The sequence below is a fragment of the Leptospira licerasiae serovar Varillal str. VAR 010 genome (assembly GCF_000244755.1).
Taxonomy (GTDB): Bacteria; Spirochaetota; Leptospiria; order Leptospirales; family Leptospiraceae; genus Leptospira_B; species Leptospira_B licerasiae.
In genome coordinates, this window is sequence record NZ_AHOO02000006.1 from 223,792 (window position 1) to 248,190 (window position 24,399).

Consider the following 24,399-nt stretch of genomic DNA (forward strand, 5'->3'; position numbering starts at 1 on the left):
CTATCTTAGAAGGGATTTAATTTTGCGAAGCCAGATGATATAGGCATCTCTGTTGATGTGGATCGGATCTTTTTTTCCGTCATAAGAAAATGCCAATTCCTCTCTGAGAAAAGGGATCCCTTTTTGTCTGAACTCAGGCCAGATATCCAAAAACTGAACATTTTGGTTCTCATTTGCAAACCGCAAAAGCCAAGTATTTACGATTGGCGATATTGAATTTACATTCCGGCTCAAAACCGGAGGAATTCCCAAAATCAAAATTTTAGTATTCGGAAGAGTTTTTCTGATCTTTTGGATCAAAAGCCTATGAATGCCTTCTATATAATCCAGACATTTTCCGTCTCGAATATCATTCCCACCGATTTCTAAGATAATTGTAGAAGGTTTTAGATTCAGAACCGTGGAATCCAGGCGATTTAAAAGAAGTTCCGTCATATCCCCGGCGATCCCTCGATTCACTGAACCCGAAAAATCTGCCTGGATCAGATCCGGCGGAATGGCAGCGATCAGACTATTTCCTACGAAAACTATATTCGCTTTTTTTAATTTTTCGTTCTCATTTGTGTAGATAAGAACAGCTTCCAAATACAATTTTTGGTAAGATTCCCATTCGTCAGAATTCCTGATACCGACTTTGTCCACACATTTGAAATCGGGATTATAGTAGTCGTATATTACCCTAGGTTGGAAAACAGAACAAGAGATTAGGGAAAGAAGAAAAAAACAAATCCCTAATACTTTCATTTGAACGGTCCCTTTAAAAACTCTCAGTTCTCGGATTCTTTCATATGAAATCGTTTATGCCAATCAGCAATCTGAGCTTGCAGATATTCTTCCGTGTCGCAGATACGAAATTCAATTGGGTTGTTGGAAACTGTATCGATCAATTTGGCTTCTATATAGCCGTTTTTTAGTTTATTGATCTCTATTTTGTATTTCATCCGACAATCTCCGTTATATCCAGGATTTTCATCCCTACCAGAGTTTCAATCTATTCCGAAATTTATCTTGGAAAACCACCGAGCCTGGGAATCTTCCCATACTAGGTCCGAAAATGCTATACGATTTTGGTTCGTAATCCAAAAAAACTATTTCAAGGATTTCCGATATTTGTAAAGTTCCGGGAAATTTTCACGAGCGTAAGGATGGTCTTTTCCTAAAGCGGATTCCCAATCTATTTCTTCTCCAACGCCGGAAGAGAATTCTGGATAGAATCCCGAGTCTAAGATCATTCGGATCGTGTCCGCAGCATCGGAGCCTTTTACGTTTAAATAGCCGCTAGCAAACAAGGAATTTGCGGCGTATAAAGCCATTCCTTGCAATCCTCTGAGATGCCCTTCTCTTCCCGCAGCAATACGGACCTCCGAGTCAGGGTTCACCAAACGAAATGCAATAAGCGTTCTGAGGCAAAATTCAGGGGTTAAACTTTGGGGATTTTTGATCGCATGTCCTGCAACCGGGATGAAAAAATTCACAGGAATAGAGATCACTTTTAGGTTCTTGATCTCGTATATAACATCCGTTAGATCCCAAAGGGATTCTCCCATTCCAACGATCACACCGGAACACATTCCTACTCCGGCCTTCATCAAATGGGTAATGGTCTCTACTCTTTGTTCGTAGGTATGAGTGTCACAGATTTCTGGATAGTGTGCCTTAGAAGTATTTAGGTTATGATTGTATCTATCAAGACCGGCAGCTTTTAAACGTTCCGCTTTTTCCCTGTCGAGTAGACCCGCGGACAAACAGACTTTTAATCCAAGTTCTTTGCTGATCTTTTCGATAGTGAATGCAAGTTTTTCGGTGGTTAATGAATTTGGTCCTGTTCCGGCAGTAACCATACAAAAACGATAGGCTCCATTCTCCTTAGCTTGTGCTGCATCCTGGAAGATCTCTTCCGGGGATTTCATGGAGTATTCCTGGACTCCGGAATCTGCATTCTTTCTTTGAGCGCAATAACCGCAGTCTTCGGGGCAATGTCCGTTCTTAATATTGTCTAGAACATGGATACGGACTGTTTTACCGAAGTATTTTTCACGGACTTTATATGCCTTGTCCAAAGCCTCTGTCAAAGGGATCTGGCCGCTTAGAATGGCATGTGTTTCCTCTCGATCTATAATGCTTGGCACCTCTGAAAATATTTTTTCTTCAGTGACTTGAGGAGTTTCTAGACTAAGTTTCATTCTGCCGATAGTTTCCGAGGCGGTGTTTTCCTTGGCAATCCATTATTCGATATAAAAACGGGCGTTCGTCAATCTTGGATCTTGTAAGCCGATAGGCCTTCTCGGATTGCTTGGAACACCTTGTCCAAAGAAGATTTTGAAATATTATATGGTGGAGTGATATAAATCACATTGCCAAGCGGACGAAGGATGACTCCTTTCTCTTGGCAGATCCTACGGAATTCTCTCGCAAACGGATTTACATAACCGGGTCGGATCTTTCCTGTAAAAAGTTCTCCTACACCCACCGAACCGAGTACTCTTGTATTTTTTATCTTATCCGGAAATTCAGCTCTAAGTTTGGCCCATCCTTCTTCCAGATAAGACTCCAATCGTTTTACGTCAGCGAGCCTATTTTCTTCTTTATAAATTCGTAATGATGCAAGCGCAGAAGCGCAACCCGGCGGATATCCGGTCATAGTGTGACCGTGATAGAACGCTTTTATAGGCTCAGAGGATAAGAATTCTTTATAGATCTCTTCTCTGACCAAGGTCACAGCTAAGGGTAGAATTCCAGCTGTCAGCCCTTTTGCAAGAGCTATCATATCCGGACGAATGCCTGCCTTTTGATAAGCAAAATTTGCACCTGTTCTTCCGAAACCTGTAAACACTTCGTCCAAAAGAAGAAGCACATCATGACGTTCTGTGATCTCTCTAAGCCTAGTTAGAACGCTTGGCTTATGGAATAACATACCTCCTGCGCCGGCGATCAAAGGTTCCATCACAACACCTACCACTTCTTCGGAGTGAGCGGATAAGTATGCCTCCAGTTCGTCCAAACAATCTTCTGCGCAGGAATGTGGGGATTTAGAAACAGGACAATCATGGCAAGCAGGAGAAGGAAAACTTTTTGTTTGAAATAATAAGCTTTGGAAGACCCGATTGAATACGGAATCACCTCCAACGCTCATTGCGCCGATCGTGTCCCCGTGATAAGAATAGGAGAAGTTGATAAATACTTTTTTCTTTTGTCTGCCTTGGTTCCTAAAATATTGAAGTGCGATTTTAAGCATGATCTCAAGCGCAGTGGAACCGTTATCTGAATAGACAACCTTACGGAAGTTCCAGTCCGTAAATTCTAAAAGTTCATGAGCTAGTTCTAACGCCGGGGGATGTGTAAAACCTGCAAGAAGTACATGATCCAAGGAATCCAACTGTTTTTTGACGGCATCCACAAGTTTAGGATGATTATGACCGTGGATACTCACCCACCAGGAAGAGATCGCATCTATATATTCTTTTCCGTTTTCATCATATAGAAATTCTCCCTTTGCTGAGACGATCTTTAAAGGAGGATCGGAATCTAGTTGGATTGTATAAGGATGCCAGATCAAGGGAAAAGTAAGTCCGGAAGGATCCTATCCGGATCGAATTCATTTGCAACCTTATCAAGGAATTCTTTTCTAGACAACTTTCTTTCCGGAAGAAGAAATGTCCCTAAAAGTCCGATTTCTGCCGCTTCTATAATGGTCCTAATATTGTCCGAACGAAGAGGATTTTCAGGACCTATAAAAAATACACCTAAAAGTTTGATCTCTCTCTTTCGAAGCGCTTCAATCGACAATAACGTATGATTGATCGTTCCAAGCTCGGTAGAAGCTACCAATACCAATGGGATTTTTGCCTGCTCCACCAAGTCTGCCGTAAAATAATAACGATTGAGAGGAACATAAACTCCGCCTGCGCCTTCCACCAAAATTTTAGCGTCTTTGATACTGAATAGATGTCTGGAAAGTTCGTCCGTATCTACCGTCGTATTTTCCATTTCGGAAGCTAAATGAGGAGAAGCTGGAAGTTCGAATGTATAATAATTTTTTAAAAAGAAAGATTCATTGAGTCCGGTAAGATTCATGATCTTTACTCTGTCTGAATCCGTTCCTGTTTGGATGGGTTTTAGATATTTTAGTCCAAGTTCTTCCGCATACTTTGCCATCATAAGAGCACAGAAGAATGTTTTACCTATATCGGTACCAGTTCCGGTTACAAAGATGGACAAGCTTAATTCTCCCGAACCAATTGTATGAATTTTTCCAGATCCTTTCTGGCAATCTTAGAATTGAGAGAAACACGGATCCTGGAAATATCCACGGTAGGAGGACGGATCGCCTTGGCTTGGAATCCGTTTTGATATAGAATGGAAGAAAGTTCCAATGCTTGTTCTTCCGAACCCATGAGTATAGGTATAATTTGAGTATTAGAATTTCCTGTATTATATCCGATCCGGTGGAGAGAAGTTCTGAAAAATTCAGAATTCTCTTCTAATATACTTCTTTCCTTGTTCATCAATTTTGCTAAACGAATAGCAACCCTACCCGCATGAGCGATTGCAGGAAGAGGCCCTGTGGAGAACACAAAAGTACGAGCAGAATGAAGCAGATACTTTCTGGCATCTTTAGAAGTAGAAATAACTGCGCCTTCTAAACCGAGCGCTTTTCCTAAAGTAGACATTCTAAAATCTATTTCAGAAGATCTAGAGATACTTTTTTCTAGGGAAACTCCGGCTCCATCTTTCCCGAAAAGTCCGATCGCATGAGCCTCATCTAGGTAAAGTAACGCCCCATATTTTTCTTTCAGATCGATTAATGCAGATATATCCGTTTTGTCCCCGTCCATACTGAATACGGATTCGGTGACGATCATCTTATGTTTTGTGCCGGAATATTTTTTTAGGGAATTTTCTAGATCGTTTAGATCGGAATGTTTATAATATACTTTTTTAGCGCCGGAAAGTCGAACTCCATCCATTAAAGAAGCATGATTTTTTCGATCGCAAAAGATTGTATAAGAAGGATCTGCAACGCAAGAAATCGTTCCAAGGTTGGCGGCATATCCGTTTGCGAAGAAGAGTGAATCCTCCGATTGGACCCAATCAGAGAAATCATTTTCCAATTCTTCGAATACTGTTCTGTGACCTCGAACTAAACGGCTGGCAGTGGAACCCGCACCATAAATATCGATCCCTTCTTTTAGAGCTTGGATTACTTCAGGATGAGTAGAAAGTCCTAGATAATCATTGGAGCAAAGATCCAGACCAGAAGGAGGATCCAGGGTCCGGATCCGATTCTGAGATTCTAACCTAGAAAAGAAGGCAGGAAGCTCCGAAAAAAAAGGAAGTTTCGAGGATTGCGTTTCCTGCACAGGTTTTCCGTAGGGATTATAACATCCCTTTTACTTCGTCTCTTTCTGATTTAAGTTCGTCATGCGTTATATTGAACTTTTCTTTTGCGAAGTCGTTCAATTCTAATCCTTTAACGATCTCAACCTTATTTCCGTCCGACTTCACTGGGTATCCGAAGATGAGTCCCTTATCGGCTCCGTAAGATCCGTCTGAAGTTACAGCAACGCTGAACCAATCTCCTGCCGGAGTAGGAGTAATGATCTGACGAACAGTATCCACAACTCCGTTAGCAGCGGATGCAGCAGAAGAAGCTCCCCTTGCTTTGATGATCTCGGCTCCACGTTGTTGAACGTTCTTAATAAAATCGCCTTTTAACCATTCATGATCCTTGATCACATCAGTTGCCACTTTTCCGCCGATCTTAGCGTTATAGAAATCAGGGTATTGAGTAGAAGAGTGATTTCCCCAGATCGCAACGTTAGTTACATCTTTTACCAAATTTCCAGACTTGATCGCAAGTTGGGATTTAGCGCGGTTCTCATCCAGCTTAGTCATTGCAAACCAACGATCCGTAGGAACTCCTTTCGCATTGTTCATAGCGATAAGACAGTTCGTATTACAAGGGTTTCCGACAACCAGAACTCTTACGTCTGAAGAAGCGTTCTTTTCGATCGCTTTTCCTTGGTTCACGAAAATTCCACCGTTAATTTTGAGAAGGTCGCTTCTCTCCATTCCTGCTTTTCTTGGAACGGAGCCTACTAAAAGCGCCCAGTTAATGTCTTTAAAAGCGACATCCAGATCCGCGGAAACACTTACTTTTTGCAAAAGAGGAAAGGCGCAGTCTTCTAATTCCATGATCACACCTTTAGCAGCAGGAAGAGCCGCTTCCAGTTCCAACATTTGGATCTCTACAGGGGTGTCCGCTCCGAACATCTGACCGGATGCGATCCTAAATAATAAAGAATATCCTATCTGCCCTGCGGCACCCGTAACTGCTACCTTAACTGTTTTTGCCATTTGAAACTCCTAACTTTTTATATACTAGAGCTTAGTTGTTTTTCAGCTCTTCGTCGATGATCTTCGTGAAATTTTGGATCGGCATATTGCCTTCCACTAAAATACCGTTAATGAAGAATGCAGGTGTTCCGTTCACGCCGTAACTTTGGCCAGCCTGCATATCCGCTTCAATCTCGCTTTTGATCTTATCCTCGTCGGCGATACAACGATTGAAAGCTCCCATGTCCAAACCGACTTGCTGAGCTAGTTTGATTACATTCCCTTTTTCTAATTTTCTTCCGTTTTCGAAAAGAAGGCTATTGTACTGCCAGTATTTTCCCTGAGGAATAGAACAATTTGCCGCAACGTGAGCGAACATTGCGTTTCTGTGGAAATCCATAGGGAAATCCCTAAAGACCCATTTTATTTTATCCTTATACTGTTCTCTGAGCGCTTTTGTAGTAGTTTGGCTCATAGCGCAATAGGGACATTCGAAATCCGAAAATTCTACTATGGTAACTTTTGCATCATTAGGTCCGATAGTCGGATTTTCGCTAGGATCTATCGCAACTCTAGTAGGAGGAGGAAGTTCAGGTCCTATGATCTCTGTATTATATTCTTCTCTCATTCTTCCGAAGAATGATTGTCTTTCCCTATCCGCTTGGACCGCTTTTAAATATTTTACGATCTCGTCTTGGACGGCAGCTAAAGATTTTCCTTTTAGTCCAGGCTCATTCTTGAATTGGTTGTATGCAGCGACAACTTCGTCTTGGACCGGCTCATATCCTCTTCCGAACTTAGTAAGTTCTTCTACAGGAATTCCTTTCGCAGCCGCTTCTTTTTTTAAGATCTCTTGAGAAGCAAGTTGGGAGAAAAGTCTGTACATCTGCTGGTTATTTTCCTGCAGATACTTACGATAAGCAGCCGGGTTCTCCTTTTTCACATCGGAGATAGTATAGAATCCGAATGTGCCTATCCTCATATAATGTTCAGGGATGAAGAACTTCACAATAGGATAAATAGATAATAGAACGTAACCTAAGAAGACCCAAGGAAGTGCCGCCTTGAATTTCTGACCAAAAACTCGGTCTAACAGAGTGGAAGAAGTTTCTTCAGACATAATATCCTTACCAAAGGGAGAAAAGCTCCCCTACCAGCCAATTTAGAAAGCTGAGTATGGGAGGCAAACGAATAATTCGGGGCATGAAAAAGGCAGAAATCGGCGAGAATCCATAGGAAAAAAACCGTTCAAATTCCGGCTTATAAAGGAATTATTTCGAAAAAAAATTAAGCAAGCGATCGGATTTCCGATAGGAATTAATAGGGACCTGAAAACGGAGGTTTAGGTTTATGAACGTAAATGGGATACATTCGGGACAGTATCCGGCGCCGGCGACATGGTCTCCGGTACCAAGAGAGACTAAACCCGAAAATGAACCAATTGGCGATGTATTGGATATCCAAGCTGTCGATTGGAAAGGAATCAAACTGAAAAACGAACCAAAAGCAGATGAATTGGTAATGAAACCGAGTCCAGTAAGTGCAGAGGAAAGATTGAGCCAAGTGATCAGTCCGGAACAAATGAAAGATCTTTTATCTATGATCGTAAGTTCCAGATTTAGCTCAGTCTCGGAAACGAAGACCGGTCGCGGTAAGATAGATTTAAAAGGCTAAAACTTGTCTTTTGAGTTAGGTCTTGTATTTTCACCCAAGCTGGATTTAGCCTTAGGAGTCCTGTCGCTCATTGCTGTCTCAGGAATGGGATTCTTTTTCTATTGGGAAGTTCTACGCCCATATGCTGCCAAAACACGCCCAGGCCAAATGGACCCTCCGGAAGAAGGCGACACCTACGAGATCGTAGTTCCAGAAAGCACCAGATTTTATAAATTTTCAGTAGGCCAAGTTTATGGAGACATCCCTACTCTCTGTAAATCCATACAAGACGATCATCTAGTATTCTTATTAAAAAAAGGTAAAGATACGGAAGATTATGATATTCTAATTAATCGTTCCGGCCCTGCAATTATGAAACCGCCTCGTATGCAACACTTTGCCAAAATGGAATCCCAGGAAAAATTGGAAAGCCATGAGGTAATAGGACAAACTGCATCCTTTAGGATCTCAGATAAGATCATCAAAGATCGTATGACCCAATATTTCGAGATAGGGCTAACCTCTAACTTTTTCGTAAATAAGTTAGGAAAGGAAAGAATGAGATTCATATTCTCGGTCCAAAAGATCCATCCCGGACTTGCTACCAGATCCAGGGACAAAAAAGGACTATATTCCTTTGGAAAAGAAAGATCTTCGGAAGAAGATTAAGATATTTTTCTAAAAGAGATCTTAGCTCCTGTGGTGTCCGGAGAAAGGCGGACTAACCTACAAGGTATTCCCGATCTATCTGAAAATTGTTTTGTAAGCTCCAAGAATTTTTTCTCCAATCTTTTGGAGTCTTTTCTTCTGGTATAGACAAGAACAGCAGGACCGCTCCCGGAGAGAGAAACGCCTATCGCTGATTTTTCAATCTCTTGAACCAAAGGTAAGAGTGGAAATTCTGAATTCATTCTATAAGGAGTATGGATCTTATCTTCCAACGCTCTTTTTAGAAGTCCAGGTTCTCCTGAATCCAAGAATTCCCACCAGGTAGACATTCTACTTAGGTTAAAAATAATATCAGAAATTGGGTACGTATCCGGAAGACATTTCCTAGAATGATTTGTTGAGATCTCCAATTCCGGAATTAGAAAGAAACAATGTATATTCTTAGGGAATTTTCTTTTAAAATAATAAAGTTTGTCCTCTGCGAAATAGGAGAAAACAAATCCTCCTAAATAAGCGGGAGTCGTATTATCAGGATGACCTTCTAATAATGCAAGTTGGTACAAAAACTCAGATTCGCTCGGAGGTTTTGTATCCGGAAAATACATCTCCTGCGCAAACCTTGCCGCAGAAAATCCCGCAACCACTGCGCTTGCACTAGAGCCCAAACCTCCTTTTAAAGGAAGTCCTAACTCCATAGTCACTGAATAAGGAATCGGAGAAGTGGGAATACTTGTTTGTTTAGAAACAAATACTTCGAAATATGTTTTATAAGATTGTAAAACGAGATCCTCTTCATCCGTAAATACAGGAGCGGAAGATCCTTTGACATTTCTAGTGAACACAGAGGTCTTTCCGAATTCAAAACTGAATTCGTTATAAATCTGGAATGCCAATCCTAATAGATCGAAACCGGAGCCTAAATTAGCGGAAGTTCCAGGGACCTTAATTTGGAATTTGTATTTTGGCGTGCTCATAGCCGAGTATCCGGATTTTCTGCCATCTTTTGAGAAATTCTCCGATCGTCATTTGCTTTTCTAAAACGAAAAGAATTCTGATTTGCGCTTAGATTTGCGGAAGAAAGAATGTTCGCGTATGCATTTTGCTTGGTCCGATGCTTTGGTTCTATTTTTTTATTTCGGGATCGTTCTGTACTTCGGTTATAAATCCGGACGTAAAAGTTCGGAATCTAAGGAATTCTTCTTAGCGAACAGATCTCTTTCTTGGGTTCCGCTTTCGCTTTCCATTGTAGCGACGGAAACCTCTGCATTGACCTTTCTTTCCGTTCCGGGAATTGCTTATTCTGGAAACTTCACATTCTTGCAAGTTGTGTTCGGATATATTTTAGGAAGAACAGTAGTTGCCCTAGTTCTCATCCCACTCACCTATCATCATAATTTTCTCTCCGTTTACGAATGGGTAGGGACCAGATTCGGAAGAAAGTCCCAAAAAACAATGTCCGGCCTTTTTTCAGTGACTCGAATTTTAGGAGATGGGGTAAGACTTTACGCCTCTACACTTCCTGTAGCGATGTTGTTAGAGTTTGGACTTCCTAAAATTTTACCTTATTCTTTCACACAATATTCGATTGGAGTTTGTACCTTACTTATAGTGACCTTGATCACAGTTTTATATACGATGCAAGGTGGATTCAGATCCGTTGTTTGGGTGGATACTTTACAATATTTCGTATATGTATTTGGTGGAGTATTTGCACTCGTTCTTCTATACAAATCAAATCCGGAACCTTTTGCGGTTATATCATCCGCTTGGAATGGAAACAAACTTAAGTTCTTAGAATGGGAGAATACTTCCGCTACTTACTTCCTACCTTGGGCGGTTTTGGGCGGTGCATTGCTGAGTTTAGGAACCCATGGAGCGGACCAAATGTTTATCCAAAGATCACTCGCCGCCAAAAACGTAAAAGACGCTCAAAAGGCTATGATCGGTTCCGGAATTGCCGTATTCTTTCAAATGATATTGTTCTTGGGGATCGGGACATTCTTATTCTACAAATTTAACGGGCAGACAATCCCACAAGACAAAGTATTCTCCAAGTTTCTAATAGAAGAAGTTCCGGCTCCGTTTTTAGGGTTACTACTTTCCGGAATATTAGCTTCTACCATGTCTACATTATCCAGTTCAATAAACTCGTTATCATTGACTGCAAAGGCGGATTTCGGATGGAATCTAGGAGGACAGAAAATTTCTTCTTTGTTCTTTGGGATCCTACTTTTCTGTAGCTCCTTCTTCTTTTTTTCCCTTCCTGAAAAATATACAAAAGGACTTTTGGAATTAGGGCTAAAGATCTCTTCTTTTACTGTAGGCTCAATGGTAGCGGTTTTTTTAACCGAAGTGATCCCGTTCTTAAGAAAGAAGATTATTGTCTCCGACCTTGGATTGGCTTTGGCTTTAGCGAGTTCTATCTTAGTGACTGGGATTTCAGGAACAGTAAAAAACTATAATTTTACGGTTCTTGTCCCGTTAGGCATGATCCTATTCTGGACCTTTGCCTTGGTCTCTGGATTTATTTTTCCCGACCGGAAACGATCGAATCCATAAATTCGGTAAGGATCTTACGGAATTCATCCGCTTTAGTAAAATGGATATAATGGTCTCCACCGGGGATCGTCTCAAATTTGGCGTTGGGAAAATATTCCAAACATACGATCTTGTCGCTCGTATGAAAATATTCGGAGATCCCGCCTATAATAAACATTACGTTTCCGGAATATTGTCTATCTGCGCCTGAAAATTCCGACCGGAACATGTTTTTAGATCGAGAAATCGCATCCACATTCAATTTCCAACGATATTGACCTGATTCCGTTCTATCCAAGTTCATGAGCAAAAAGTTACGTATAAACGGATTTGATACGTATTTAGAACTAGCCGCATCGATTTCTTGTCTGTTCTTAAAATTAGAAAGATCCGTCCTCAATACAGCCAACTCCCCTTCGTATTTGAATTCATAATCTCTGGGTGCAATATCCTGGATGATCAGATCTTCTACTTTTTCAGGATATCGAAGCGAGAACGTCATTGCGACCAGTCCGCCCATAGAATGCCCGAGTAAAATTACTTTATTCAGTCCATGGTCTTCTATAAATTCCTTCACATCTTCCGCCATTGCACTCAGAGAATGTTCGGAAGAATGAGGCGAATCTCCATGGTTTCTAAGATCCAGGCTATATACTTTGGAATAATTGCTTAAAAATTCGGAAACGCTTACCCAGTTTTTCGATGAACCGAATAGTCCGTGTAATATTAAGATAGGAGTAGTAAGTATCGCGGTCTCTTTAGGCGGATATTCTTTAAAGAAAAGTTTCACTTCTTTAAACATTCCTCTTCTATCACTTTCAGTTTAGAATAGAACTTCTTTCCATATCTTGCAGGCAGTTCCTGGACTTTATTCCTGAAATTTTTGAGAGAGGATTCTTTAGGAAGTTTCGTATCACAAACTAATGTTTCCCTGTCTTTGGAAAAATGAAGCAGTCTTCTTTCTAAATGAGATGAGAAGATGGGCGCATAGTTCCCGTTCGGTTGAAGAAGAAGATATTTTAATCTACGATTTTCCTCATCCTGCAGAACACAGATCGGATCTCTTCCACACCTGACATCGGGTGTGTATTTTACCGCTAAATAAGCTGCGAAGTCGCCAGGTTTGGAATTTGGATAAGCTTCCGCTACTTTCCAAAAAGTTTCCGGTCTGACTTTTAGTTTAGAACCTTCGGGTGCGTTGGATAATGAGTCCGTCCAATTTCCAGTTTTGGAATATACCCCTAACTCAGTGGGGTTACTCTTTAAAAGGTCTTCTAATTTCTGTTTAGATTTGGATCTGTATTCTGGGGATTGTAAAACTTCCGCGTATCTTTGTAACACGACTAACCTACGGATCTTCAGGAACAAATACTCGTTTCCTTGGAAGATTGGGCCTTCTTCTATTTTTGTTAAATAGGTAAAAACGGATTCTAGCTCGTTCGGACCTGAGTCTTGGTAGAGTAGTTTTTCGATAGCCTTTGTGATGACAGGGTAGCTTCCCTTACTTCCCATTCTAAATAAGGAACGAGAATCCGCCCAACCGGTAAGACCATCCTTGTCGGTGAGTAATTGGAATTTGGAATCAGCTTCTTTTTGGTTTTCTGCGGAGAGAATTTCGCCGAAGGAAAGTTTACGCAGCACTTCCGATTTTTTTTCCGGGAACAGATAGAGTTCCGTTCCCGGATCTAAAACGATGTACTGCTTTTTCTCCTGACTATAAAGAGAGAATGTACAGGCTACGATCAGTATAGCGTATACCAACCGGCGTAAATACATTCTTTTAATGGGAGAGGTCCTTTACCATTTCGGAGATCCGTGCGACACCTTTTTTGATATCTTCTTCTCCCATCGCATAAGATAGACGAAGTGCATTATCATCTCCGAATGCAATCCCGGGAACCGCAGCCACTTTATACTTATCCAAAAGATGAGCGCAGAATAATTTACTCTTGCTTGTTTCGGAACTTGCAGCCTGCAGTTTTTTGAAACCGTCAGTCTCATAAACTCCAGTCAAGTAAGGGAATACATAGAATGCACCTTGAGGAACATTCACTTCCACTCCGGGGATCCCATTTAAGAGTCCTACGATCAAGTCCCTTCTTTTCTGGAATGCTTTTGCCATTTCGGCTACACATGCCTGGTCTCCGGTTAGTGCAGCTTCTGCGGCAGCTTGGGAGATAGAAGAAGGATTGGAGGTAGACTGACTTTGGATAGTATCCATGTTTTGGATAATTTGTAAAGGTCCGGCGCCGTAGCCAATCCTCCAGCCGGTCATAGAGTATGCTTTGGATACACCGTTTGCAACAAAGGTTAGTTCCTTTAGCTCGGGAGAAAGCATGGCTAGATTCGAAAATTGGAATCCGTCGAAAACGATACTCTCATAAATATCGTCGCTTAATACCATGATCTTATGTTTTAAGATCACTTCTCCTATTGCTTCTAATTCCTTTCTGGAATATGCAGAACCTGTCGGGTTAGACGGAGAGTTGAGAACCACTACCTTTGTTTTAGGCGTGATCGCTTTCTCTAATTGTGCGGGAGAAATACGGAAATTGTCCGCTTTGCTGGTCGGAACAATGACCGGTCTACCTTCTGCCAGACGTACTATATCCGCGTAGCTTACCCAATAAGGAGCCGGGATGATAACCTCGTCTCCAGGATTTAAAGTAGCTAAGAAGAAATTATAGATAACCTGCTTACCGCCGGTCCCTACGATGATCTGGTTCCTGGAATATTCCAGTCCATTATCTCTTTTGAATTTAGTAATGATTGCGTCTCGGAGTTCCACCGTACCGGAAACAGCCGTATAGCGGGTCATTCCCTTATCGATCGCTTTTTTAGCAGCCTCTTTAATATGAGCCGGCGTTTCGAAGTCAGGTTCTCCCGCTCCGAAACTTACGATGTCCTCGCCTTTCTTTTTTAGTTCTGCCGCCTTAGCGCTGATTGCTAGGGTGGGTGAAGGCTCGACTACCTCCAGCCTTCTTGCGTTCCATTCCATTTGGACCTCTTTTTTTATTATGCTCCGACTTTTTCTTCGAGGGATTCGCCGAATTGGTCTAGAGTGTATATTTCGTATTCGTAACCTTGTTCTGTAAGGAAAAGTTGTCTGTTCTGACCGAATCTTTCTTCGTTCGTATCTCTCGAAATCAAAGAATAGAAAACGGCAGTATTATCCTCGCCTTTCGGTCTTAAGATCCGGCCTAAACGTTGTGCCTCTTCCTGACGAGAACCAAAAGTTCCGGAAACCTGGATCGCAATATTCGCATCAGGTAAATCGATGGAGAAGTTTGCAACCTTACTAACGACTAGGGACTTGATCCTGCCCGATCTAAACGCATCGTACAATTCCTGTCTTTCTCCCAAAGGAGTTTTTCCTGTGATCAGAGGAATTTTAAACGTTTTAGAGATCTCTTCCAATTGATTGATGTATTGCCCGATCACAAGCAAATGAGACTCTGAATGTTTTTTCATGATCATTCCGATAGCTTTCAACTTCTCAGGATTTTCAGAGGCTAAGCGGAACTTCTCTCTATCGTCTGCGATAGAATATCTCATACGAAGATCGTCTTCCATAGAAACACGGATCTCTTTACATTTTGCTTCCGCGATCCAGGACTTGCTTTCCAGTTCTTTCCATGGGACATCGTATTTTTTAGGTCCGATGAGGCTGAATACGTCCTCTTCCAATCCGTCTTCTCGGACTAGGGTTGCAGTGAGTCCCAATCTTCTTTTTGCCTGCAATTCAGAAGTCATTCTGAATACAGGAGCTGGAAGTAAGTGAACCTCGTCATAAACGATCAGTCCCCAGTTATTCGCGCTGAATAGATGGAAGTGTGTGAAATCCCCGCCTTTTTTCTTTCTATGAGTTAGAATATTATAAGTAGCGATGGTGATCGGTTTGATCTCCTTCACTTCTCCGGAGTATTCCCCGATATCGGATTCAGGAATATCAGTTTTATCTAAAATTTCGTTTTTCCACTGGCGAATAGAAAGTGTGTTTGTGACCAGGATAAGAGTTTCCGCTCCCACGATCTGCATCACACCGATCCCAACGATAGTCTTACCGGCACCGCAAGGAAGGACCACTACTCCGGATCCACCTTCGTTCCCGCCACCCGCATGGAATACTTCCACGGAAGCTCTCTGGTAATCTCTCATTCCGAACTTTCTACCCGACTTGGTAGTAGGTCTGAGGTTGAATCCGTATTTGTTTCCCTCGTCGTAACCTGCAAGGTCCTCCACCGGGAAACCGATCTTGATCAGAGCCTGTTTGATATGGCCTCTGAATTCTTTTTTGATATAGATCTTATCGTTCTCAGTCTTCTCTATATAAGGCTGAACGGCCCTATGATTAGAGATCTCTTGTAAAAATCCTTTTTCATTGGAGATGATACAAAGATCTCCATTCTCTTCCTTGACTAGTTTTACTTTTCCGTATCTTCCGATCTGCTCTCTGATCTCGTTGACTACGTTTTTCGGAACGGAATATCTAGAATATTTTTCCAAACATTCTACGATCTCATCCGCACTCATCTTGATGGATGCAGCGTTCCATAAGGAAAGAGGAGAAATTCTATAAGTGTGTAGATATTCGGGACTTTTTTCTAATTCCGCGAATTTGGATACTACTAACTGGCAGGCTTCGAATTCAGGATTGTCCACCTCTAAAAGCATAGTTTTATCACTTTGTACGATTAACGGTTTACTCACGGCGTGGAATCTCCCCTAAAACTTAGACTGAAAATGACCCCCTCCTTGTCAAGAAGAAAGCGATTATAAGGCCGAATCATAAAGATCTCACCAAAATCCTGAATTCTCCGGAGACTTCGGAGTGACCTTTTAGCTCTTTTAGATCCTGTCCTGACAAGAGCGCATTACCAGGAGAACTACAAGGTTCGATTGCGATCGCAGAACGATCCGGTTTTGTATAAATTTGATAATAATTTAATGGAATTTGTCCTTCTTCCGGAGGAGGACTTAAGACCGTTATCGAATATCTTTTGGTCCCATTTTCCAAGACGACTCTAGGCTCTTTTCCGTAAAACAAATGATCTAACTTTGGGATCTTCTCCCCGTCCAAAACGGAAGAGATCGGATTGGAAAGAAAAGGTTGGATCGGAACTAAGTTCTCTCCCAGTTCCAAATTTTTAGCCAACTGAAGATGAAGTTTCCATTCTTCATCATTTTTTCCTAAACTTAAATACGGATGATAGCCGTAAGCAAATCGAATAGAATCGGACCTCAAATTATTAAATCTAGTCTTCACACTCAGGAGAGTCCCGGAAGAAGTCTCTTCGATTGAATATTCTTCTCGGATGGCAACTCCCGAAAGCGGAGAATCTTTCCATTCTTCCGGGAAGTTCACCCTGAATTCTGCGCCCTTTTGGTTATTCTTCAGTTTTAAAATTTTTCTTTCTAAAGAATGAACTAGGCCATGGACCGGAAACTGATTGGAATCTCGGATAAGTTGTTTTGGATTCCATTTTTTTCCGTTGAGAACGAATTCGGTGGAAGCATGACGATTCACCCAGGGGAACATGAGAAAATTACCCGATTCGAATATACTTAGATTTTTATCATAAGGTAGAATGATCGGAAATGTTTCCTTTGTAATTGGATGAGTCCAGTCCCAAGAAAACCATTGGGTACCGTCGGTCAAAAAACGAGAGTTCTCCGTCCGAAATTCATACATTGCGGGAAGGAGGTTGGGAAAACTAGCTGAGAGGGAAAGTAAAAAACGGATCTGAGACTTTTTTTTGGAAGCTATACGGAAAGGAAAGGAATTGAAGCGATACCTAGCCCTCCCAGAATGGGACATGAGGCTTGCTGATGAAATTCCTATTCCACAAATCCATTTTATTTGTTTTAGGAATCTTATTTTTAAGCCAATGTTTGTTTCTTTCTTTTCCGAACCAGACCTCTCCGATCCCAAAAGAAAAATTAGTCACCGGTTCTTCTACGGAAAGTCCTGATAAAATATTACTTATCCCGATCGAGGGTGAGATCTCCGGACAAAAATCCTCAGGAGGACTTTTAGGTGGAGAGAAGGACAGTATAGTTAGCAGGGTAAAAACCTATTTGTCCATGGCAGCAACGGATCCTGCAATCAAAGGAGTGATCTTAAAAATAGATTCTCCCGGCGGTTCAGTTACTGCGAGTGATCTGATCCATCACGAAATTTTAGAGTTCAAAAAGAAGAAGAATGTGCCTGTACTTTCTCTGTTCATGGACACGGCTGCTTCCGGTGCATATTATCTGAGTATGGCCACAGACCATATCCAGGCTCATCCTACTACGATCACTGGCTCCATCGGAGTTCTTAGATTCGGGATCAATGCTAAGGAAGCATTGGACAAACTTGGGATCAAAAGTAGCACAATTCGTTCCGGTCCAAACAAGGCCACCGGCAACCCGATCGAAGAATTTACTCCCGAACAAAAGAAAGTTTTCCAAGATATCATTATGGAGAATTACGAAAGATTTTTGAGTATCATCAAAAAAGGAAGACCTAAGTTAAAAGAATCCGAGCTTAGAAAATTGGCAGACGGAAGAATTTACTCCGCAAACCAAGCATTAGAGACCGGACTAATCGATTCTATCGGTTATTTCGAAGACGCAGTTGTTCAAGTGACAAAACTTCCCGGATACAAAGCAACTTCTACACTTAGCCCGAGGATCGTATTCTATTCTTATAAAGGTCCTCAACCGGAAAACTTCTACCAAATAGATAGCAATACCGGAACCGGTCCTACCATCTTGGAATCCTTGCTACCTTTCCGGATCTCTCCGGATCATAAATTGCATTATCTATTCTCTCCCGAATAAGGTTTTTATAAAATAATTCTAAAATGCTTTTTAACTCCCTACCCTATCTAGCTTTATTTTCTCTTACATTCTTATTGTATTGGAGCCTTCCTCAAAAAGGAAGAAAACCTTTACTTTTAGTTTCTTCTCTTCTTTTTTATTTTTATTCCGGCGCGGCTTTTTCGATCCACTTCTTACTCGTGATCGCAGTGAACTTCTATTTTTCTCTCAAACTTTGGGAGAATAAGAGAGAAGGTAAATCCACTTCTAAACTTCTGACCTGGATCATAGTTCTTAATTTTATCAACTTAGCATTCTTTAAATATTTCTATTTCTTTCTGGATTCGTTGGACTTTCTTACCGGTTCTTTGCAATTCTCCGAATTTGGAAAAGGGATCCATATACCTCTTCCTTTAGCGATCAGCTTTTATACATTCCAGTTGATCGCACTACAGGTAGACATTCACAGAGACCATGTTCCGGAAAGGATCTCTTCTGTAGATTATTTCCTATTCATTCTATTCTTCCCTCAGTTGATCGCAGGACCAATCATGAGGACCACTGATTTTCTTCCTAAACTGGACAAACCTGCAATCGATTTCAATCGAGTGCAATGGGGAATCTTTCTAATCCTTTCCGGCTTATTTAAGAAGGTTGTGATCGCTGATAATATTTCAGGGATCATCTCCGGGATTTACCAACACCCGGGAGAATATAATTTTTTCAGTTTATATATAACAACGATTGGATTTATCTGCCAGGTGTATTGTGACTTTAGCGGATACACTGATATGGCGAGAGGTTCCGCATACTTACTAGGTTACGAGATCCCTGAAAACTTCCGTGGTCCTTTCCTATCTCCAAGTTTCAGAGAGTTCTGGGGACGTTGGCATGTTACCTTATCTACTTGGCTCAGAGACTATCTGTATATTCCATTAGGTGGAAGCAGGGGCGGATTCTGGAGAACACAACTCAACTCCATGATCACTATGACCTTAGGAGGTCTTTGGCACGGAGCAAACTTCGGCTATGTAATTTGGGGCGCTTATTTAGGTCTGATCTTGGGCGTAGAAAGATTCTTATCTCCGGGAGATCCTAAAAAAGAAGAAGATCCTAGAGGCTGGAAACGTTTCTGGAAAATTGCGTTGATCGTACATTTATTTGCAATCTCGGGTATCTTCTTCCGAACTGCGGCTGCGGGTAAAAATTCACTCAGCTTGGCTTGGGACTATTTTACTGGTTTCTTAAATATTATTGGCGGAAAAGCGCTCGTACGTTGGGAAGAATTAGCTGCATTCATTCTATTTACTTTCCTCTGGAATGCGGTTCAATACTATCCAAGTATCAGAGAAAAGATACAGATCCGATTCCGGTGGTTATTGCCTTCCTTCTCCGTAGTTATACTTTTATTAATGGGTATATTCGGGGACGGAGGCGGAGAATTTATATACTTCCAGTTTTAGTCGACTTGATCTCCTCCGATATCTGAAGCCGTAAGGCAGACTGCGAAAACATTTCCGGTTTGCCTTTCCCCAGCCTCGGATGGATTTTGGAAGTATAGCGAGAATTCAAACTCGCAAATAATGTGTTTCTTCCCCGGATTTTCCAATGAAAGACATACTGGCATTTCTAAGAATACTTGTACTTCTTTCTTTTTTTTCAGGATGTTTTCCACCTTCTTGGATCAGAGAACTTCCGGAAAGACCTGAATCTTCCAGCGATATATTCCTAAGCGGAGTATATAACAAAAAGCTTCCACCTTTCTCCCCCTTAACTTCAGTCACTTATAAGGAAAAACAATCAGAAAGATTAGAATTTTCGAATTCGGAAAAAACTTTCCAAAAATACTATATGAGAGAGATCGAAGAAAAAGGAGTGACCCGTCGAATCCAAATAGAAGGATCCGGAAAATATGAGTCTAGGGGAAATTGGATCTTACTTACCACTCAAAAAATAAAAAAAGAAGAATCCGTTTGGAAAGACGGAAAACAAATCTCAGGTCCGGAAATAAATTTCCTGGAAACTTCCCACAAACTATTGTATCATTACGATCCTGCAAACGATTCCGTAATTCCGATGATCTATGAATCAGGATACAGAGAAAAACCTTTCGGCGTTGTAGAGGGCACAAATACACCTTATGCAGAAGACGAATTATTCAGGATCTCTCGCAAGAATTATTCCAAGAAGGAATACCAAGGCCACGCCTATTATAAGGTAAGATGAGAAGTTCCACTACGATCAAACAGTATATGAAAGACGCCTGGCCGGTTTTGATCGTGCTGAATCTTTCCATTTTAGGCAGTTTGGGAATTGGGCTAAAATTCTACACTCCGCCGGTCAAAGTTCCGATCGTTTTACTCTTAGTATGCTGCTTTACTTTATTCATTAACTTTTCCGCATTCGTTTTGTTTATCACGGAAAAGATCCTCCCTAAAGAGCAGGAATTCGGAAAGATCATCAAACGTTTTCGTAGAGGGGACAGTAGGATGCAAAACTACGTTCTTCCTTTGGATTATGTGGATGAAAACTATGAGATCCGCGGAAGATGTATGACCTATAACCCGATCGGAGGAGACTTCTATAATTTTTTAAAAGACAAAGACGGAAATTATTGGATGGGAATCGGAGATACATCCGGTCACGGATATGTAGCCGGGTTATTCAGTCTAATGATCATGAACCAAATGGGCCATCTGGTCCATAAATTCGAAACTCCTCACGAGATCATTGACCAAATATTAGAACATCTAGAAGAAAGAACTAATACTTATCCCCATATCCATAGGAGTTTGTACGCAACTTTCCTTTTAATGAAGGCGGATAATAAGGGGAATTTCCTCCATTCAGGAATTCATCCTAGTCTAGTTTTGTATAAGAGCAAGGAAGATAAAACTTACGTTGTAAGCACTGATGGAAAATTCCTTTCGACTGTTATGAATTCTCCCCTTAAAAAACCGAAACCTTCTCAAAGTTTTAAAATGGATAGGGACGATATTCTATTCTGTTTTACGGACGGTCTATTCGAACAAAAGAATAGAAGTATAGGCGGTTACTATGGAGAAAATTTGTACAAATTTTTAGAAACCGCGCCCAAAAAAAATATCCGCAGACTAATCGACGACCTATTCTCCGACGTTGTGAAACATACCGGCGGCAGGATACAAGATGATATGAGTCTTTTAGTGATCAGAAAATTCTAAGATCTTAATTTAAATTTAATCTTGAACAAAGAGAAATAATAGACGATCCTGTAAGAATGGACCATGAATACTGGGTCGTAAGACTTTCTGGAATCCTACTCTGGAACGAGAGAGATATTCGTAAAATTTTAAGAGTCGTTTCCGACAGTAGTCTTGTCACAGGACTTACGGAAGAAGAGACACTGGACTTTTTACAATACGGCTTCGAAGAAGAGTTAGATTCTTTAAAGGAAACTTATGACTGGATCCAATTTAAGAAACAACTGGTTTCCAAACTTTCCAAAAGAGAGTTAAAGGCGCCGGGCCTATCCGTTTTACATCCGGATCTATTCGAAGAAGATTAATCTTTTCGCAAGTTCCCATGATCTACTTCGAGGGAGAGAATTATCATTTTCTATTCTGCAATCCCGATTCTGTAGCAAGGGTACATTCTAAAATTTCGCCTTTTTACGATTTCCCTTTATCGAATATCGAAGAACTCCCTTATTTATATTCTCAAGCGGCGCTGATCCCAAAGTTCCTATATGAAGTGGAATATGATCGTAAGATCGTCCCGAGTTCCGCGATCAAATCACCACCTTATTTAAAATTAGCGAACGGGTTACTGTATTCAGAAGATTCCAGATTTCCCAAAGATTCCGAAGAGATTTTCGAGGATCGCAGTTACCCGATCCGTTCGAATCCTTATCAACTAGTAGGAACTCCGTCATCACAATCTCCTATACCCATTCTCGTTCTCAGAGAAAATTTACAAACTCAAATAGGAAGTTTCCGAACTGGAAAATTTAAACTAAATAGAATATTCCGAAAAAGAATGTTCTCCACCAAATATCTTTCCCTCAGAGATATAGTGAACCCGGAACTGAATGAAGAAGAAGTTACCAAAAAGATCGAAGAGTTATATTTCGACCCTGAAAGTAAAACATATCTATTTCGTTTGGTAAAGATATTGTACGCAGGAACTCCTACGGAAGAACAGGAGTTAGTTTCCAATCTTTTTACTTACGAGATAGAGTTTGCCAAATTTCTGAGAGATCGGATCTTTTCTATCGAGATTCTTCCTCTGATACATGGACCATTCTTAAATTCAATTCTAAACAAATTGGATGAAAGGATTTTAAAATTTTCGGTCCCAAAACTTTCTCCTCCTGTACGAAGAATGGTGGAGAAAAATGTTTCTAAAAACAAATGGAAACAAATCTTAGATGGTCCTAGCAAAAAACCTGAGCCAGGAGAATCTTTTCCGGAAATCGTGGAAAAAGAGATTTTCAGACGTTTTTCCAGAAGGATCTATTATGAAGAAGGGAATTTTACAGTTTATAAAAGTATATCCAGCATCGAAAATTCTACTGAGGAGGATATTTCTAAAACTGAGATAGAATTCGAAAGTGTCCCTTCAGAAAAATACAATTTAAATAGGTCTTCTAATCAAATCGAACTTTATGCCGTTACCAAGGATAAAATCCTTCTTAGAGTCCTTAAATATATGGATATAATCAGAATAGATATTTATCTCTCGAAGAAGGAAAGGGATCAATACGAGTTTTTTAAAATTTCTGCGGATTCTATTTTAGAAATCCCTAAATATGATCAGGCAAAACTGATCGTAGGAGCAGGCATCAATTCCGAAAAAAAACCTTTGGAGTTTAGCCTGCTCTCTTTTTCATACTAATTAGAATCGGAGGTGAGAATTCTTTTTACAGAATCCTTCCAAACTCTGATTTCCTTTTCTCTAAGACTGGAGCTTAGTTTAGGGGTAAATTCCTTGTTTGTTTTTTGATTTTTTTTCAGATCGTTTACCGAAGAATAAAAACCTCTTTCTAGTCCTGCGAGATATGCCGCTCCCAAAACGGTCGTATCCAGGTTAGAAGGCCTTACGATCTTCTTACCCAAAATATCCGCCTGGTATTGCATAAGCCAGTTATTAGCGGTTGCTCCCCCATCCACTTTCAGGACTTTTAATTTAGAGCCGGTATCATTCTCCATCGCTTCCACTAGTTCATAAGATTGTAATGCGATTGATTTTAATGCAGCTCTTGTGATCTGTTCTTGAGTAGTATCCCTGGTCAGACCCAAGATCGCTCCCCTTGCATTCATATCCCAATAAGGTGCACCCAATCCGGAAAATGCAGGAACGAATACCACATCATCATCCTTGGTCACGGACGCAGCCATCTTTTCGGAAAGTTTAGACTCCTTAAAGAATCTGAGATTGTCTCTTAGATACTGTATGACAGCCCCACCGATAAAAATAGATCCTTCTAAACAATAAACAGTTTTTCCTTCCGGCCCACAGGCAAGTGTTGTGATCAGATTATTTTTAGAAATTTGTAATTTATTTCCAGTATTGAATAATAAGAAACAACCTGTCCCGTACGTGTTCTTTGCCTCTCCTGGTTCAGTACATAATTGTCCGAACAGTGCCCCTTGTTGGTCCCCTACTAAAGAAGAAATTGGAATTCCATCAGGCAGCCCCTTCACACCTTCCGTTCTTCCGAATAGGTTGGAAGAATTATGGGTTTCTGGCAGGATAGCCTCAGGTATTTGCAGGATCTTTAATAGTTCCTTATCCCATTCTTTCTTTTCTATATTGAAGATAAGAGTTCTGCTTGCATTTGTATGATCCGTTTTATGGGACTTTCCGGCGGTCAAACGATATAAAAGATAAGTATCGATCGTTCCAAAAAGAACTTTCCCCTTTTCCGCTTTTGCTCTGACACCTTTTACATTGTCCAAGATCCATCTGATCTTGGTTCCGCTGAAATATGCGTCGACGACTAAGCCTGTTTTTCTTCTGAAAATTGGTTCCAAACCTTCTTTTTTCAATCCAGTGCAAAAGTCGGAAGTCCTACGGCATTGCCATACGATTGCGTTATATACGGGAGCACCCGTATCCTTATCGAATAATACTGTGGTCTCTCTTTGGTTGGTGATCCCTATCGCTACCGCTTTTTCAGGCTTTAACTTTCCGTTGCGGATCGCTTTCAGGATCAGTTTTTCCGTTTTCGCCCAGATCTCTTCAGGATCATGTTCCACCCAACCCGGTTTTGGAAAGTATTGTTTAAATTCGGAATAAGCGCTTGAGATCACTGCCCCGGATTTACTAAAACAAAAAGTACGTATACCTGTGGTACCGGCATCTATTCCGATGATATATTCACTCATTCGATTACTCCCTGATCGATTGAATTAAAGA

At 40.9% G+C, this 24,399-nt stretch carries 24 protein-coding genes; 9 read left to right on the plus strand and 15 right to left on the minus strand.

What is annotated here, in order from left to right; genetic code table 11:
- The 8 genes from LEP1GSC185_RS09265 to LEP1GSC185_RS09295 all read right to left on the minus strand — a co-directional run bounded on the left by LEP1GSC185_RS09265 (position 1) and on the right by LEP1GSC185_RS09295 (position 7,456).
- Entirely contained in the window at positions 1-744 is a 744-nt protein-coding gene (locus LEP1GSC185_RS09265; RefSeq protein WP_008590117.1) for a GDSL-type esterase/lipase family protein, read from the minus strand.
- Positions 745-767: 23 nt separating this feature from the next.
- Complete coding sequence (locus tag LEP1GSC185_RS20025; protein ID WP_008591702.1) at positions 768-941, minus strand: hypothetical protein; 174 nt, start codon at positions 939-941, stop codon at positions 768-770.
- Between the two features lie 147 nt (positions 942-1,088).
- On the minus strand, positions 1,089-2,183 hold the full coding sequence (gene bioB / locus LEP1GSC185_RS09270; protein WP_008590563.1) for a biotin synthase BioB: 1,095 nt from the start codon (positions 2,181-2,183) through the stop codon (positions 1,089-1,091).
- A 68-nt stretch (positions 2,184-2,251) separates the two neighbouring features.
- A complete protein-coding gene (bioA, locus tag LEP1GSC185_RS09275) occupies positions 2,252-3,556 on the minus strand; it encodes an adenosylmethionine--8-amino-7-oxononanoate transaminase (protein WP_008591486.1) in 1,305 nt (434 codons plus the stop codon).
- Positions 3,553-4,218, minus strand: a complete 666-nt coding sequence (bioD, locus tag LEP1GSC185_RS09280; RefSeq protein WP_008590077.1) for a dethiobiotin synthase — start codon at positions 4,216-4,218, stop codon at positions 3,553-3,555. Before bioD ends, bioA begins: the two co-directional genes overlap by 4 nt.
- A 2-nt stretch (positions 4,219-4,220) precedes the next feature.
- The gene (locus LEP1GSC185_RS09285) at positions 4,221-5,360 is read right to left on the minus strand and encodes an aminotransferase class I/II-fold pyridoxal phosphate-dependent enzyme (RefSeq protein WP_008591722.1); all 1,140 of its coding nucleotides are present in this window, start codon (positions 5,358-5,360) and stop codon (positions 4,221-4,223) included.
- A gap of 16 nt (positions 5,361-5,376) precedes the next feature.
- On the minus strand, positions 5,377-6,357 hold the full coding sequence (locus LEP1GSC185_RS09290) for a malate dehydrogenase (protein WP_008590400.1): 981 nt from the start codon (positions 6,355-6,357) through the stop codon (positions 5,377-5,379).
- Positions 6,358-6,388: 31 nt separating this feature from the next.
- Positions 6,389-7,456: a DsbA family protein gene (locus tag LEP1GSC185_RS09295; protein ID WP_008590841.1), complete on the minus strand. Its 1,068-nt coding sequence runs from the start codon at positions 7,454-7,456 to the stop codon at positions 6,389-6,391.
- 230 nt (positions 7,457-7,686) lie between these two features.
- On the opposite strand from LEP1GSC185_RS09295, the gene LEP1GSC185_RS09300 reads away from it, so the two are divergent.
- Positions 7,687-8,010, plus strand: coding sequence for a hypothetical protein (locus tag LEP1GSC185_RS09300; protein WP_008591727.1), 324 nt, complete (start codon positions 7,687-7,689; stop codon positions 8,008-8,010).
- Between the two features lie 3 nt (positions 8,011-8,013).
- Positions 8,014-8,658: a hypothetical protein gene (locus tag LEP1GSC185_RS09305; protein WP_008591114.1), complete on the plus strand. Its 645-nt coding sequence runs from the start codon at positions 8,014-8,016 to the stop codon at positions 8,656-8,658.
- On the opposite strand, the gene thrB is transcribed toward LEP1GSC185_RS09305, so the two are convergent.
- Positions 8,655-9,632, minus strand: a complete 978-nt coding sequence (gene thrB, locus LEP1GSC185_RS09310; protein ID WP_008590351.1) for a homoserine kinase — start codon at positions 9,630-9,632, stop codon at positions 8,655-8,657. The two genes, LEP1GSC185_RS09305 and thrB, sit on opposite strands and share 4 nt — an antisense overlap.
- A 118-nt stretch (positions 9,633-9,750) precedes the next feature.
- On the opposite strand from thrB, the gene LEP1GSC185_RS09315 reads away from it, so the two are divergent.
- Complete coding sequence (locus LEP1GSC185_RS09315; RefSeq protein WP_008589561.1) at positions 9,751-11,217, plus strand: sodium:solute symporter family transporter; 1,467 nt, start codon at positions 9,751-9,753, stop codon at positions 11,215-11,217.
- On the opposite strand, the gene LEP1GSC185_RS09320 is transcribed toward LEP1GSC185_RS09315, so the two are convergent.
- From LEP1GSC185_RS09320 to LEP1GSC185_RS09340, 5 genes are all read right to left on the minus strand, one after another.
- On the minus strand, positions 11,183-11,998 hold the full coding sequence (locus LEP1GSC185_RS09320; protein ID WP_008590636.1) for an alpha/beta fold hydrolase: 816 nt from the start codon (positions 11,996-11,998) through the stop codon (positions 11,183-11,185). The two genes, LEP1GSC185_RS09315 and LEP1GSC185_RS09320, sit on opposite strands and share 35 nt — an antisense overlap.
- Positions 11,983-12,957 carry a hypothetical protein gene (locus tag LEP1GSC185_RS09325; RefSeq protein WP_008591072.1) on the minus strand — a complete coding sequence of 325 codons (975 nt, stop codon included), beginning with the start codon at positions 12,955-12,957 and terminating at the stop codon, positions 11,983-11,985. The genes LEP1GSC185_RS09320 and LEP1GSC185_RS09325 overlap by 16 nt, the downstream gene beginning before the upstream one ends.
- Before the next feature lie 19 nt (positions 12,958-12,976).
- A complete protein-coding gene (locus tag LEP1GSC185_RS09330) occupies positions 12,977-14,194 on the minus strand; it encodes a pyridoxal phosphate-dependent aminotransferase (protein ID WP_008589769.1) in 1,218 nt (405 codons plus the stop codon).
- Positions 14,195-14,211: 17 nt separating this feature from the next.
- A complete protein-coding gene (locus LEP1GSC185_RS09335) occupies positions 14,212-15,906 on the minus strand; it encodes a DNA repair helicase XPB (protein WP_008596578.1) in 1,695 nt (564 codons plus the stop codon).
- Positions 15,907-15,982: 76 nt separating this feature from the next.
- Complete coding sequence (locus LEP1GSC185_RS09340; protein WP_008590228.1) at positions 15,983-16,855, minus strand: aldose epimerase family protein; 873 nt, start codon at positions 16,853-16,855, stop codon at positions 15,983-15,985.
- A 170-nt stretch (positions 16,856-17,025) separates the two neighbouring features.
- Here LEP1GSC185_RS09340 and sppA point away from each other — a divergent pair, with 170 nt between their 5' ends.
- The 6 genes from sppA (at position 17,026) to LEP1GSC185_RS09370 (ending at position 22,875) form a co-directional block, all read left to right on the plus strand.
- Positions 17,026-18,021, plus strand: coding sequence for a signal peptide peptidase SppA (gene sppA / locus LEP1GSC185_RS09345; RefSeq protein ID WP_008591613.1), 996 nt, complete (start codon positions 17,026-17,028; stop codon positions 18,019-18,021).
- Between the two features lie 23 nt (positions 18,022-18,044).
- Positions 18,045-19,463: an MBOAT family O-acyltransferase gene (locus LEP1GSC185_RS09350; protein WP_008591057.1), complete on the plus strand. Its 1,419-nt coding sequence runs from the start codon at positions 18,045-18,047 to the stop codon at positions 19,461-19,463.
- A gap of 145 nt (positions 19,464-19,608) precedes the next feature.
- Positions 19,609-20,226 (plus strand): hypothetical protein, encoded by a 618-nt coding sequence (locus LEP1GSC185_RS09355; RefSeq protein ID WP_008591325.1) that lies wholly within the window; start codon positions 19,609-19,611, stop codon positions 20,224-20,226.
- The gene (locus LEP1GSC185_RS09360) at positions 20,223-21,203 is read left to right on the plus strand and encodes a PP2C family protein-serine/threonine phosphatase (RefSeq protein WP_008591122.1); all 981 of its coding nucleotides are present in this window, start codon (positions 20,223-20,225) and stop codon (positions 21,201-21,203) included. Before LEP1GSC185_RS09355 ends, LEP1GSC185_RS09360 begins: the two co-directional genes overlap by 4 nt.
- A gap of 56 nt (positions 21,204-21,259) precedes the next feature.
- A complete protein-coding gene (locus LEP1GSC185_RS09365; RefSeq protein ID WP_008589534.1) occupies positions 21,260-21,547 on the plus strand; it encodes a hypothetical protein in 288 nt (95 codons plus the stop codon).
- A gap of 17 nt (positions 21,548-21,564) precedes the next feature.
- The gene (locus LEP1GSC185_RS09370; RefSeq protein WP_008590526.1) at positions 21,565-22,875 is read left to right on the plus strand and encodes a hypothetical protein; all 1,311 of its coding nucleotides are present in this window, start codon (positions 21,565-21,567) and stop codon (positions 22,873-22,875) included.
- Here the strand turns inward: LEP1GSC185_RS09370 and glpK are convergent.
- The gene (glpK, locus tag LEP1GSC185_RS09375; RefSeq protein WP_008590669.1) at positions 22,872-24,368 is read right to left on the minus strand and encodes a glycerol kinase GlpK; all 1,497 of its coding nucleotides are present in this window, start codon (positions 24,366-24,368) and stop codon (positions 22,872-22,874) included. The two genes, LEP1GSC185_RS09370 and glpK, sit on opposite strands and share 4 nt — an antisense overlap.
- Between the last annotated feature and the right edge of the window lie 31 nt (positions 24,369-24,399).

Excerpts from the sequence above, each read along its gene's own strand:
- LEP1GSC185_RS09320 (WP_008590636.1), bottom strand. The coding sequence starts at position 11,998 with ATGTTTAAAGAAGTGAAACTTTTCTTTAAAGAATATCCGCCTAAAGAG.
- LEP1GSC185_RS09300 (WP_008591727.1), top strand. The coding sequence starts at position 7,687 with ATGAACGTAAATGGGATACATTCGGGACAGTATCCGGCGCCGGCGACA.
- LEP1GSC185_RS09365 (WP_008589534.1), top strand. The coding sequence starts at position 21,260 with ATGGACCATGAATACTGGGTCGTAAGACTTTCTGGAATCCTACTCTGG.
- LEP1GSC185_RS09370 (WP_008590526.1), top strand. The coding sequence starts at position 21,565 with ATGATCTACTTCGAGGGAGAGAATTATCATTTTCTATTCTGCAATCCC.
- LEP1GSC185_RS09265 (WP_008590117.1), bottom strand. The coding sequence starts at position 744 with ATGAAAGTATTAGGGATTTGTTTTTTTCTTCTTTCCCTAATCTCTTGT.
- LEP1GSC185_RS09290 (WP_008590400.1), bottom strand. The coding sequence starts at position 6,357 with ATGGCAAAAACAGTTAAGGTAGCAGTTACGGGTGCCGCAGGGCAGATA.
- LEP1GSC185_RS09350 (WP_008591057.1), top strand. The coding sequence starts at position 18,045 with ATGCTTTTTAACTCCCTACCCTATCTAGCTTTATTTTCTCTTACATTC.
- LEP1GSC185_RS20025 (WP_008591702.1), bottom strand. The coding sequence starts at position 941 with ATGAAATACAAAATAGAGATCAATAAACTAAAAAACGGCTATATAGAA.
- LEP1GSC185_RS09330 (WP_008589769.1), bottom strand. The coding sequence starts at position 14,194 with ATGGAATGGAACGCAAGAAGGCTGGAGGTAGTCGAGCCTTCACCCACC.
- glpK (WP_008590669.1), bottom strand. The coding sequence starts at position 24,368 with ATGAGTGAATATATCATCGGAATAGATGCCGGTACCACAGGTATACGT.
- sppA (WP_008591613.1), top strand. The coding sequence starts at position 17,026 with ATGAAATTCCTATTCCACAAATCCATTTTATTTGTTTTAGGAATCTTA.
- LEP1GSC185_RS09360 (WP_008591122.1), top strand. The coding sequence starts at position 20,223 with ATGAGAAGTTCCACTACGATCAAACAGTATATGAAAGACGCCTGGCCG.
- LEP1GSC185_RS09315 (WP_008589561.1), top strand. The coding sequence starts at position 9,751 with ATGCATTTTGCTTGGTCCGATGCTTTGGTTCTATTTTTTTATTTCGGG.
- thrB (WP_008590351.1), bottom strand. The coding sequence starts at position 9,632 with ATGAGCACGCCAAAATACAAATTCCAAATTAAGGTCCCTGGAACTTCC.
- LEP1GSC185_RS09295 (WP_008590841.1), bottom strand. The coding sequence starts at position 7,456 with ATGTCTGAAGAAACTTCTTCCACTCTGTTAGACCGAGTTTTTGGTCAG.
- LEP1GSC185_RS09355 (WP_008591325.1), top strand. The coding sequence starts at position 19,609 with ATGAAAGACATACTGGCATTTCTAAGAATACTTGTACTTCTTTCTTTT.
- bioB (WP_008590563.1), bottom strand. The coding sequence starts at position 2,183 with ATGAAACTTAGTCTAGAAACTCCTCAAGTCACTGAAGAAAAAATATTT.